Source organism: Nocardia sp. CDC160, assembly GCF_035818795.1.
Taxonomy (GTDB): domain Bacteria; phylum Actinomycetota; class Actinomycetes; order Mycobacteriales; family Mycobacteriaceae; genus Nocardia.
This window is the reverse complement of the sequence record NZ_JAYKYT010000002.1, coordinates 685,565-697,806: the sequence shown is the minus strand read 5'-3', so window position 1 is coordinate 697,806 and position 12,242 is coordinate 685,565. Positions and strand designations below refer to the sequence as shown.

The window sequence follows — 12,242 nt, the reverse complement described above, 5'->3', positions numbered from 1 at the left end:
CTCGGCACTCGCGTTCAGGGTGTCGGATGTGAGGAAACGGAGTTGAGTCAGGTGCGCAAGGTGGGTTACCGGCTGGCAGCGGCCGGTGCGTGTGCGGCGATGGGGTTGGCGGTCGCCGGGTGTGGGAGCGGCGATGCCGTCAAGCACGATGAGCATGTGCTGCTGTTGTCGATCGACGGCATGCACGAATCGGATCTGGCCGATTACGTGGCCGCGCATCCGGATTCGGCGCTGGCCAAGCTGGCCGCGCGCGGCGCGCAGTACACCAATGCGCAGTCCCCGGCCCCGGCCGACTCCTTCCCCGGCCTGATGGCGCTGCTCACCGGCGGCAGCCCCAAGACCACCGGCGTCTACTACGACGACACCTGGGCCCGCGATCTGCTCCCCGAGGCGACCAAGGACTGCGCCACCGCCAAAAAGGGCGCGCAGGTCCCGCTCACCGAGGAGATCGACAAGAAGACCGACGACCTGGACGGTGGCCAGGGTCTGTCCGGCCTGCCGGGCGGCATTCTGGCGATGACCGACGATCCGTCGGCCGTGCTGGACGAGTCGAAGCTGCCGGTGGATCCGGCCACCTGCAAGCCGATTTCGCCGTCGGACTACCTGAAGGTGAACACCGTCTTCTCGGTCGTGCACGCCGCCGGTCAGCGCACCGCGTGGTCGGACAAGCATCCGGCCTACCAGATCGTGAACGGCAAGGGCGGCCGCTCGGTCGACGACCTGTTCACCCCCGAGATCGACAGCAAGTCGCCCAACGGCGCGGCCTGGACCAAGGACCTCGACGCCGTCAAGCAGTACGACACCTACAAGGCCGACGCCATCGTCAACGAGATCGGCGGCAAGGACCACTCCGGAACCAAGCAGGCCGCGGTGCCCGCGCTGTTCGGCATGAACTTCCAGGCCCTATCGGTCACCCAGAAGCTGCCCGCCTCCAAGGGCTACACCGCCGACGGCAAACCCGGTGCGGCGCTGAGCGCTTCGCTGGATTTCGTGGATCAGCAGTTGGGCCGGTTCGTCGGCGCGCTGGACAAGGCGGGCCTGACCGGCAAGACCACGATCGTGCTGACTGCCAAGCACGGCCAGTCGCCGATCAAGCCGGACGCGCTGACCCGCGTCGACGACAAGCCGCTCATCGACGCGGTCAACAAGGACTGGGCCGCAACCCATCCCGACAACCCGAAGCTGATCGCGCACTCCCTCGACGACGCCGCCCTGCTGTGGTGGCTCACCGACCGCTCCCCGGAGGCCACCGCCTTCGCCAAGCGAAAGGTGCTGGAGTTCAACGGAACCGGCACCGACATCAACGGCAACCCCAAGCCGTTCACCGCCTCCGGCGTGGACCAGAACCAGGTCTACGCGGGCGCGGACGCCGTGCAGTACTTCGGCGCGGCCACCGACGACCCGCGCGTGCCCGACCTGTTCGCGGGCACCAACGGCACCGTCTACACCGCCGGTAAATCCAAGATCGCCGAGCACGGCGGCTCCAGCCCCGAGGACCGTAATGTCCCACTGCTGATCGTCGGCTCCGGCATCACCAAGCACGCTGTCGCGGACCAGGTCTCGACCACCCAGGTCGCCCCCACCATCCTCGACCGCCTCGGCCTGGACCCCCACAAACTCGACGCCGTGAACCTCGAACACACGGCAACCCTGCCGAGCTAAAGGGTCTTCCCAAGATCAGGGAGCTCTCCGCGCGGAATCCTGTCCGATTCCCCGCAGTGAGAGCTCCCTGATCTTTCTACGCTTGGAAGCGGTAGCCCATGCCCGCTTCGGTGAGGAGGTGTTTGGGCTGGGAGGGGTCGTCCTCCAGTTTGCGGCGTAGTTGGGCGAGATAGACGCGCAGGTAATGGGTTTCGGTGGCGTAGGAGGGGCCCCAGACCTCGCGCAGGAGTTCGCGGCGGCCGACGAGTTTGCCGCGGTTGCGGACCAGCATTTCCAGCACGCCCCATTCGGTGGGGGTGAGATGGACGTCGTGGCCGTGGCGGGTCACCTTCTTCGCGGCGAGATCGACCGTGAAGGAGGCGGTTTCGATGATCGGCTCGGCGGTGTCGGCGGCGGTGTTGGCCGAGCGGCGGACGGCGGCGCGCAGGCGGGCGAGCAGTTCGTCCATGCCGAAGGGCTTGGTGACGTAGTCGTCCGCGCCCGCGTCGAGGGCCTCCACCTTGTCGGAGGAGTCGGTGCGCGCGGACAGCACGATGACCGGCGCGGTGGACCAACCCCGCAGGCCCGCAAGGACTTCGATGCCGTCCATATCGGGCAGGCCGAGGTCGAGGACCACGACGTCGGGGTGTTTCTCGGCCGCGGCGCGCAAGGCGGCGGCCCCGGTGGAGGCGGTGGTCACCTCGTAGCCGCGCACCGACAGATTGATGCGCAGGGCGCGCAGGATCTGTGGTTCGTCATCGACCACGAGTACTTTGGTCGGCGCTACCGCCGCGTTCGTCACCCGATCTCCTTGTCCGAATTCGTGTCCGTGTCGGCGGGTTCGTCACCCGCGGGCAGATCGATCACCATGGTCAAGCCGCCGCCGGGGGTGGGCTCCGCGTGCACGGTGCCGCCCAGGGCGTCCACGAAACCGCGCACCACCGAGAGTCCCAGACCCACGCCGGTGGAGTTGTCGCGGTCGCCGAGCCGTTGGAACGGCTCGAACAATTGATCCTCGAGGCCGGTCGGTACGCCCGGTCCGGTATCCACCACGGTAATCGCCACCCGCTTGCCGACCTGTTCGGCGGCCACGCGCACCACCGAGTCCCGGGGCGAGTAGCGGGCGGCATTGTCGATGAGGTTGGCCAGCACGCGTTCCAGCAGGCCCGGATCGGCGCGCACCGACACCGCGTCCACATCGACCTTCACCCGGTCCATGGTGGTGCGGCGCATGCCGCGCGTGCCCATGCCCATGAGCGCGTGGTGCACCACCTCGTCCAGGTAGACCTTGCGCACCTGCGGCTTGATCACCCCGACCGCCAGGCGCGAGGAATCGAGCAGGTTGCCGACCAGCGCGGTCAGCTGATCCACCGATTCCTCGATGGTTTCCAGCAATTCGGCGGTGTCCTCGGGGGAGAACTCCACGTCCTCGCTGCGCAGGCTGGAGACCGCCGCCTTGGCCGCGGCCAGCGGCGTGCGCAGATCATGGCTGACCGCCGAGAGCAGGGCGCGGCGCAGTTTGTCGGCCTCCATGACCGCCTGGGCGGCGGTGGCCTCCTCCTGCAGTTGCGTCTGATGCACCAGTCCGGCTGCCTGATTCGCGACCGCGCCCAGGACCAGGCGATCCCCGGAGTTCACGGGACGTCCGCGCAGCAGCAGCCAGTGGATGTCATCGCCTGCCTCCAATGCGGTGAGGGAGTCGTCGACCTGGGTGGGCGGGTTCTCGCCCGCCGACGCCACCACCCCGTCGTCGGTGATCAGGCTGACCGCCTCCTGGCCGTAGGTCTCGCGGGCGCGTTCGAGCAGGTCCTGCAGATCCGCGCCGTGCAGCACCGAGCCCGCGAACAGGGCCAGCAGCTCGGCCTGCCGAGAGGCCTTGCGCGCCTCCCGGGTTCGCTTGGCCGCGGTGTCCACCAGCGCCGCCACCGCGACCGCCACGAACAGCAGCACCACGATGGTGAGGAAGTTGTCGAGCTGGGCGATGGTGAGGCTGTAGCGGGGTTCGGTGAAGAACCAGTTCAGCAGGACGCCGGACAGGATGGCCGAGAGCGCCGCCGGGGCAACGCCACCCAGCAGCGACACCGCGATGACGCCGATGAAGAACAGGGCGCTCTCGCCGCTGAGGTCCAGCAGGCGGTCCAGCCAGAAGTAGGTGACGGCGCAGATCAGCGAGGGCACGAGGACCGCGGCGGACCAGGAGGTGACCTTGCGCTCGTTCCGGCTCAGCGCGGACCAGCGGAATCCGCTGCCCTTGTTGGATTCCTCGTGGGTCACCATGTGCACGTCGATCTTGCCGGACTTCTGTACCACGGTCGCGCCGATGCCCTCGTCGAGCATGCGCGCCCAGCGCGAGCGCCGGGAGGTGCCCAGCACCAGCTGGGTCGCGTTCACCTGGCGCGCGAAATCCAGCAGGGCCGTGGGCACGTCCTCGCCGGTGACGGTGTGCAGGCTGGCGTCGAGACTGGTGGCCAGGTCACGCAGGCGGGCCAGCCGCTGCGTCGACACTCCCGCCAGTCCGTCACCGCGCACGATGTGCACCACGATCAGCTCGGCGCTGGACTTGGCCGCGATGCGGCTGGCGCGGCGCACGATGGTCTCGGATTCCGGGCCGCCGGTCACGGCCACCACCACGCGTTCGCGGGCCTCCCAGGTGGTGGTGATCTTGTGGTCGGCACGGTATTTGGCGAGGGCGGCATCGACCTGATCGGCCAGCCACAGCAGGGCCAGTTCGCGCAGGGCGGTCAGATTGCCGGGGCGGAAATAGTTGCGCAGGGCCGCGTCGACCTTGTCGGCGGCGTAGACATTGCCGTGGGACATCCTGCGGCGCAGGGCTTCCGGGGTGATGTCGACGAGCTCCACCTGGTCGGCGGAGCGAACCACCCAGTCCGGCACGGTTTCTCGCTGCACCACGCCGGTGATCTGCTCGACCACGTCGTTGAGGCTCTCGAGGTGCTGCACATTGACCGTGGACACCACATCGATGCCCGCGTCCAACAGCTCTTGCACATCCTGCCAACGCTTCTCGTGTTTGCTGCCCGGGACATTGGTGTGCGCCAGCTCGTCGACCAGCACCACCGCCGGGCGTCGCCGCAGCACGGCCTCGACATCCAATTCCGGCATGGTCGTGCCGCGGTATTCGATCAGCTTCGGCGGTATGCGCTCGATCCCGCCGAGCAGACCCGCCGTCTTGGATCGCCCGTGGGTCTCCACCACGGCGGCCACCACATCGCGCCCACGCTCTAGCCGCCGATGCGCTTCGGAGAGCATCGCGTAGGTCTTGCCCACGCCGGGGGCAGCGCCGAGATAGATGCGTAGTTGGCCGCGTTTCACTCGTCCATCATCGCGCGCGGTGCGCGGATGCCCTGCTGCGCCGTGCGGAGGGGTTCGCGTCGGCCTTCGGCGGCGGCCAGTGCGCGCAGCACCAGCGCGCAAGCGAGGAATCCGAAGATCACCATCAGGGTGACGGCGACGTGCGGCACGGCTTCTCCTTACATATGCCTGGGGTGTGTGCCCGGCCGCGCTTCGTGGGCGCGGCCGGACTCTCCACTTCATACCTTCTGTGCTGGTCGGATCCTCGGCCCTGACGGTTTCTTTACGCTCGCGTGTCGGGTTGTTGACAGGATCCGAGCGGACCGAACAGGACCGACCGGTACGAGATCTCGCGCGGCGGGGGAGCCGACCCTAAGCTGTCGCACGTGAGTTCCGGGCGGGCAATGGTCGACGGGCGTTTCGAGTTGATCGAGCCCCTCGGGAGCGGCGGCATGGGCACGGTGTGGCGGGCGTACGACATCGCCCTGCACCGGGAGGTGGCGCTGAAGGAGGTGCGGGCCGAGGGCGATACCGGCTCGGCCGAACAGCAGCGCGAGCGCGTGCTACGCGAGGCCCGCGCCCTGGCCCGCATCACCCACCCGAATGTGGTCGCCATCCACCACATCGTGGACACCCCGGCCGAGAAACATCCATGGATCGTCATGGAGCTGGTGGCGGGCGGTTCACTCGCCGACAAACTGGCCGAGGGGCCGATGCCCGCGGTGCAGGCGGCTCGGGTCGGCCGTGGCATTCTCGCCGGGTTGCGCGCCGCGCACGCGGTCGGCGTCCTGCACCGCGATGTGAAGCCGCCGAATGTGTTGCTGCGCACCGATGGTTCGCCGGTGCTGACCGATTTCGGTATTGCCGCCGTGAACGACCTGACCGGCCTGACCTCCACCGGGAGCGTGGTCGGTTCGCTGCCGTATGTGGCCCCCGAACGCCTCCAGGGCCACGAGGGCAACCCCGCCTCCGACCTCTGGTCCCTGGGCTTGGTGTTGTTCGCCGCGGTCGAGGGGTACCAGCCCATGCGCCGCGACACCGACGTGGCCACCTTGGCCGCCGTCCTGATGGGCTCGGTCCCACCTCCGCGCCAGGCGGGCCCACTGACCCCGGTCCTGCAGGCCCTGCTCGTCCCCAACCCCGGCCACCGCCCACCCGCCGACCAAATCGACCGCATGCTCGCCCAGGTCACCGGCGACAACCCGACGGAACCGCCTGCGTTCCAGCAGCTTTCGGGCCCGAATCGAACAGTGACCACGCCGCCGTCCTTCCCCGCAGCTTCGCAGTCTCAGCCATTCGCGACGGCCCCGCAGCCTCAACCGGCCTCGCCGACGTCGCAGCCAGGGTTCGCGGCAGGGCAACGGCCGCACGGATTGAATGCGCCGCTGATGTATCCGCCGATTCCGCCGGACCCGGTGACCGACGCGCCGCAACGCAATTCGCGCCCGTGGATTTTCGCCGGTGGGGCGGTGGTTCTGGCTGCCGCCGCGGTGGCCGCCATTGCGCTGTGGCCCTCTTCCTTTGGCGGTCAGGGTGGGACCGGCCAGCCGCCTCGGGCTCAGCCCTCCGGCGTCGCGTTGCCCAGTGGCGTGATCCCGCCGACGGTCATCGCCCCCACGGCCGCCAAGAGCGCCGCCAAGGTCGACCTGCTGACCCCCGACGGTGTGCGCACTGCCGTCGCCGCCCTCGAAAAGGTCGCGGGCGGAAAGCAATTCACTGAGACCACCATCTACCCCGAATACGTCATTACCGGCGCGCCCGTCGCGAACCAGCCCAAGCACTACGACAAATTCACCTACCGCAACGGCGCGGCCACGCGTGACGGTGTCGGCGGCCAACTCACCGACCCCACCATCGATCTCAGCGCCATCAACTGGGACATCCTGCCCGGCCTCCTGGCTACCGCCGCCGAGCAACTGAAGGTCCCCAACCCGACGAGCCGCTACATCATCGTCGACACCGCCGGGACCTTCAGCGACGGCCAGCAGGTCCTGCGCGTCTACCTCTCCACCGACTACGGCGACGGCGGCTATGTCTCCGCCAGCCTCGACGGCACCATCCTGCGGGTGATGGGCCACTAGACCGTCGGGCCGACGGCTGGAAATACCAGGTCCTGACGGTTTCTTGACGCAGACACGCGACATTTCGACGGCGTATGTGCGCCACGCCACGCGACCCTGTAAGCGGAGCGTCAACGCGGAGGTCTGGGACGCTAAGAAGGCGTAAAGGACCTCCGAATTCGGCTTTTCGGGCGCTTGACTCACTGCGGCGCGTCTTGGGCGTGCCTTGTAGAGAGAGGTTTCGAGAGATGTCCGTCGTGGTGTTCACGGTGCTGACGGTGGCGATCTTCGCCCTGTTCGGCTTGATCCAACGCGGGGTGGAACGGCTGTGACGCAGAACATTATCGGTCTGGTCCTTGCCGTCGGCATCGCCATCTACCTGGTGGCGGCGCTGCTGTATCCGGAGAGGTTCTGAGTGAGCACCACCGTCGCGGGGATCCTTTTCGTGGTATCCCTGATCATCGCGCTGGCCGCGGTCCATGTGCCCCTGGGCGACTACATGTATCGGGTCTACAGCAGCGAGAAGAATTCTCGGGCCGAGAAGGCCATCTACAAGCTGATCGGCGTGCAGCCGGGCGTGGAGATGACCTGGGCCGTCTACGCGCGCAGTGTGCTGGCGTTCTCCGCCATCAGCGTGCTGTTCCTGTTCTTTCTGCAGCTGATTCAGGGCAAACTGCCGTTGCACCTGAATGATCCGGGCACCAAGATGACCGCGGATCTGGCCTGGAACACCGCCATCAGCTTCGTCACCAATACGAACTGGCAGAACTACGCCGGTGAGTCGACGATGGGTCACGTCGTGCAGGCCGTGGGCCTGGGCGTGCAGAACTTCGTCTCGGCGGCCGTGGGTATGGCCGTGGCGGTCGCGCTGGTGCGCGGCTTCGCCCGCCGCCACACCTCCGAACTCGGCAACTTCTGGGTGGATCTGGTGAGGGGAACCATCCGGATTCTGCTGCCGTTCGCCTTCATTTTCGCGATCGTGCTGGTCGCGGGTGGCGTGATTCAGAACCTGCACGTCTACGACCAGGTCGCGCAGACGGTCGGCAATACCGGTTCGCAAACCCTGCCGGGCGGACCCGTTGCCAGCCAGGAGGTCATCAAGCTGCTGGGCACCAATGGCGGCGGCTTCTACAACGTGAACTCCGCGCACCCGTTCGAGAACCCGACGGCGTGGACCAACTGGATCGAGATCTTCCTGCTGCTGGTGATCAGCTTCTCGCTGCCGCGCACCTTCGGACGCATGGTGGGTTCGAAGAAGCAGGGCTACGCCATCGCCGCGGTGATGAGCGTGCTGGCCATCATCAGCGTCTCGGTGATGAACCTGGTCCAGCTGCAGCACCACGGCACCGTCCCGACCGCCATCGGCGCGTCCATGGAGGGCGTGGAATCCCGCTTCGGCGTATCGAATTCGGCGACCTTCGCCACCGCGACCACGCTCACCTCCACCGGTGCGGTGGACTCGGCGCACGACTCCTACACCAGCCTCGGCGGCATGATGACCATGTTCAACATGCAGCTCGGTGAGGTCGCTCCCGGCGGTACCGGGTCGGGTCTGTACGGCATGCTGATCCTCGCGGTCATCACCGTGTTCATCGCGGGCCTGATGGTCGGGCGCACCCCGGAGTACCTGGGCAAGAAGATCACCCCGAAGGAAATCAAGCTCGCGGCCACGTATTTCCTCATCTCGCCGCTGATCGTGCTGGTCGGCACCGCCATCGCCATGGCGCTGCCGGGCGAGCGTGCGGGCATGGCCAATACGGGACCGCACGGGCTCTCGGAAGTGCTGTACGCCTTCACCTCCGCGGCCAACAACAACGGTTCGGCCTTCGCCGGTCTGAGCGGCAATACCGTCTGGTGGAACACCGCGCTCGGCCTGGCCATGGTGTTCGGCCGCTTCCTCCCCATGATCTTCGTGCTGGCACTGGCCGGTTCGCTGGCGGCGCAGGGACACACCCCCGCCTCCGAGGGCACGTTGCCGACGCATCGGCCGCAGTTCGTCGGCATGGTCGCGGGCGTGACGCTCATTCTGGTGGCGCTCACCTTCCTGCCCATGCTGGCGCTCGGCCCGCTCGCTGAAGGAATCCACTCATGACCACTCCCACCCTCGATGCCGCGTCGGCCCACGACGCGAAACCCAAGGCGCGCAAGGGCGTCTCGAGCGGGCTGTTCGATCCCAAACAGCTGCTGAAGTCGATGCCCGACGCGTTGAAGAAGCTGGATCCGCGCACGCTATGGCGCAATCCGGTGATGCTGATCGTCGAGATCGGCGCGGTCTGGACCACCATCCTGGCCATTGCCAAGCCGAGCTTCTTCGCCTGGGCGATCGTCGTATGGCTGTGGCTGACGGTCATTTTCGCCAACCTGGCCGAGGCCGTCGCCGAGGGCCGCGGCAAGGCGCAGGCCGACACGCTGCGAAAGGCCAAGACCGACACCATCGCTCGCCGACTCGTGGACTGGTCCCCGGGCGCGCGGGTGGTCGAGGAGAAGGTGGCGGCCCCGGAGCTGCAGCGCGGCGACTTCGTGGTCGTCGAGGCCGGACAGGTCATCCCGGGCGACGGTGATGTCGTGGAAGGCATTGCGTCGGTGGACGAATCGGCCATTACCGGTGAGTCCGCGCCGGTCATCCGCGAGTCCGGCGGTGACCGCTCGGCCGTGACCGGCGGCACCACGGTGCTCTCGGACCGCATTGTCGTCAAGATCACTCAGGAGCCGGGCGGCTCGTTCATCGACAAGATGATCGCGCTCGTGGAGGGCGCCTCGCGGCAGAAGACGCCGAACGAGATCGCGCTGAACATCCTGCTGGCCTCGCTCACCATCATCTTCGTGTTCGCGGTGGCGACGCTGCAGCCGCTGGCCATCTTCTCCAAGGCCAACAACCCTGGCGTGCTGGACAATCTGGCGCTCGACGGCAATGGTGTCACCGGCATCGTGCTGGTCTCGCTGCTGGTGTGTCTGATCCCGACCACCATCGGCGCGCTGCTGTCGGCCATCGGCATCGCGGGCATGGATCGGCTGGTGCAGCGCAATGTGCTGGCCATGTCCGGTCGTGCCGTCGAGGCCGCAGGCGATGTGAACACGCTGCTGCTGGACAAGACCGGCACCATCACCCTGGGCAACCGCCAGGCCGCGGACTTCGTGCCGATGCCGGGCGTCACCTCCGACGAATTGGCCGACGCCGCACAGCTTTCCAGCCTCGCGGACGAGACCCCCGAGGGCCGCTCGATCGTGGTCTACGCCAAGACCGCGTACAACAAGCGCGAGCGCACCCCCGGCGAGTTGACCGGCGCGACCTGGGTGGAATTCACCGCCCAGACCCGCATGTCGGGCGTGGACCTGGCCGATGGCCATCAGCTGCGCAAGGGTGCGGCCAGTGCCGTCACCGAATGGGTTCGCTCCAATGGCGGCGACGTTCCGCCTCAGGTCGGCGAGACCGTCGACGGCATCTCCGCCTCCGGCGGCACCCCGCTGGTGGTCGCGGAGATCAAGAAGGGCACCGCCACGCTGCTGGGCGTCATTCATCTCAAGGACGTCGTCAAGCAGGGCATGCGGGAGCGCTTCGACGAGATGCGCCGCATGGGCATCCGCACCGTCATGATCACCGGCGACAATCCGTTGACCGCCAAGGCCATTGCCGACGAGGCGGGCGTGGACGACTTCCTCGCGGAGGCGACTCCCGAGGACAAGCTGGAGCTGATCAAGAAGGAGCAGGCCGGTGGCCGCATGGTCGCCATGACCGGTGACGGCACCAATGACGCGCCCGCGCTCGCGCAGGCCGACGTGGGTGTCGCCATGAACACCGGGACGTCCGCCGCCAAGGAGGCGGGCAATATGGTCGACCTGGATTCCGACCCGACCAAGCTGATCGAGATCGTCGAGATCGGCAAGCAGTTGCTGATCACGCGTGGCGCTTTGACCACGTTCTCGATCGCCAATGACATCGCCAAGTACTTCGCGATCATTCCCGCGTTGTTCGTGTCGATCTTCCCGGGCCTGGATCTGCTGAACATCATGCGGCTGCACTCGCCGCAGTCGGCGATCCTGTCGGCGGTCATCTTCAACGCACTGGTCATCGTGGCGTTGATCCCGCTCTCGCTGCGCGGCGTGAACTACCGGCCGTCCAGCGCGTCGAAACTGTTGAGCCGCAATCTCTACATCTACGGCCTCGGCGGCATTGTCGCGCCGTTCGTCGGGATCAAGCTCATCGACCTTGTCATTCAATTCTTCCCGGGGATGTCCTAATGCGTATGTCGGCCTGGATTCGCCAGCACATCGCGGCGCTGCGAGCGCTGCTGGTGCTCACGGTGATCACCGGAATCATCTATCCCGCAGTGGTTCTCGGCGTCTCGCAGCTGCCGGGGTTGAAGGACAAGGCGGATGGCTCGCTGATCCACAAGGACGGCAAGCTCGTCGGGTCCAGCCTGATCGGTCAGGCCTTCACCGACGGCAAGGGCAACGCACTGGTGCAGTACTTCCAGACGCGTCCGTCCAACTCCGCCCCGAGCGACGGCAGCATCCCGGACGGGTACGACCCGACCAATACCGCCTTCGGCAATATGGGTCCGGAATCCATTGTGGACACCCTGGATGCCAGTGACCCGAAGAAGGACAAGCTGAGCCTGCTGAGCACGGTGTGCTCGCGCAGCGCGGCGGTCGGCCAGCTCGAGGGCGTGGACGGCAGTCGTCCGTTCTGCACCCCCGGTGGTGTCGGCGCGGTGCTGTCGGTCATGGGCGACCGTGACTCGCACGGCCTGGTCACCCACCCGACCAAGGTGGTCAGCGTGAACGAGGCCTGCTCGGCCGATTCGACCCACCCGACCGTGCCGTTCCAGCAGGCGTACGAGGGTGTGACGGTGGAGTGCGCCAAGCGCGGCGAGGACTACTCCGCGGGCCAGATCGTGCCGATTCGCGGCGACGCCTCGGCCGACACCCCGGTGCCGTCCGATGCCGTGACCGCGTCGGCCTCGGGCCTGGACCCGCAGATCTCCCCGGAGTACGCGGCCATCCAGGTGGCACGGGTCGCCAAGGCGCGCAACGTGTCCGTCGACCAGATCAAGGCTCTGGTGGATGCCCACAAGAGCGGCCGAGCGCTCGGCTTCCTGGGCGAGCCGACCGTCAATGTCGTCGAGCTGAACTACGACCTGGACAGCAAGTACCCGTTCAAGGGCTGATCTACGCTCGCCGCTCGGGCCCCGGTCCGCTCTCGAGTTCTCCACAGTGCTCACGAGAGTGACC

9 protein-coding genes are annotated in these 12,242 nt (G+C 67.3%); 6 read left to right on the top strand and 3 right to left on the bottom strand.

Annotated elements, in window-relative coordinates; genetic code table 11:
• Positions 1-51 precede the first annotated feature (51 nt).
• The gene (locus VMT40_RS10640; protein ID WP_326358573.1) at positions 52-1,662 is read left to right on the top strand and encodes an alkaline phosphatase family protein; all 1,611 of its coding nucleotides are present in this window, start codon (positions 52-54) and stop codon (positions 1,660-1,662) included.
• A gap of 76 nt (positions 1,663-1,738) precedes the next feature.
• Here the strand turns inward: VMT40_RS10640 and VMT40_RS10635 are convergent, their stop codons facing one another.
• From VMT40_RS10635 to VMT40_RS10625, 3 genes are read right to left on the bottom strand one after another with little or no spacing between them, the layout of a single operon-like run.
• Positions 1,739-2,443, bottom strand: a complete 705-nt coding sequence (locus VMT40_RS10635; protein WP_326357810.1) for a response regulator — start codon at positions 2,441-2,443, stop codon at positions 1,739-1,741.
• Entirely contained in the window at positions 2,440-4,971 is a 2,532-nt protein-coding gene (locus VMT40_RS10630; protein ID WP_326357809.1) for a sensor histidine kinase KdpD, read from the bottom strand. Before VMT40_RS10630 ends, VMT40_RS10635 begins: the two co-directional genes overlap by 4 nt.
• On the bottom strand, positions 4,968-5,120 hold the full coding sequence (locus tag VMT40_RS10625) for a hypothetical protein (protein WP_326357808.1): 153 nt from the start codon (positions 5,118-5,120) through the stop codon (positions 4,968-4,970). Before VMT40_RS10625 ends, VMT40_RS10630 begins: the two co-directional genes overlap by 4 nt.
• Before the next feature lie 216 nt (positions 5,121-5,336).
• Between VMT40_RS10625 and VMT40_RS10620 the strand changes: the two genes are divergently transcribed.
• The 5 genes from VMT40_RS10620 to VMT40_RS10600 all read left to right on the top strand — a co-directional run bounded on the left by VMT40_RS10620 (position 5,337) and on the right by VMT40_RS10600 (position 12,178).
• Positions 5,337-7,031, top strand: coding sequence for a serine/threonine-protein kinase (locus VMT40_RS10620; RefSeq protein WP_326357807.1), 1,695 nt, complete (start codon positions 5,337-5,339; stop codon positions 7,029-7,031).
• Between the two features lie 307 nt (positions 7,032-7,338).
• Positions 7,339-7,425: a K(+)-transporting ATPase subunit F gene (kdpF, locus tag VMT40_RS10615; RefSeq protein ID WP_120737472.1), complete on the top strand. Its 87-nt coding sequence runs from the start codon at positions 7,339-7,341 to the stop codon at positions 7,423-7,425.
• Positions 7,426-9,102, top strand: coding sequence for a potassium-transporting ATPase subunit KdpA (kdpA, locus tag VMT40_RS10610; RefSeq protein ID WP_326357806.1), 1,677 nt, complete (start codon positions 7,426-7,428; stop codon positions 9,100-9,102).
• Complete coding sequence (gene kdpB, locus VMT40_RS10605; protein WP_326357805.1) at positions 9,099-11,249, top strand: potassium-transporting ATPase subunit KdpB; 2,151 nt, start codon at positions 9,099-9,101, stop codon at positions 11,247-11,249. Before kdpA ends, kdpB begins: the two co-directional genes overlap by 4 nt.
• Positions 11,249-12,178, top strand: coding sequence for a potassium-transporting ATPase subunit C (locus VMT40_RS10600; RefSeq protein WP_326357804.1), 930 nt, complete (start codon positions 11,249-11,251; stop codon positions 12,176-12,178). The genes kdpB and VMT40_RS10600 overlap by 1 nt, the downstream gene beginning before the upstream one ends.
• Positions 12,179-12,242 lie beyond the last annotated feature (64 nt).

Coding starts and splice junctions, on each gene's coding strand:
- kdpB (WP_326357805.1), top strand. CDS start 9,099: ATGACCACTCCCACCCTCGATGCCGCGTCGGCCCACGACGCGAAACCC.
- VMT40_RS10600 (WP_326357804.1), top strand. CDS start 11,249: ATGCGTATGTCGGCCTGGATTCGCCAGCACATCGCGGCGCTGCGAGCG.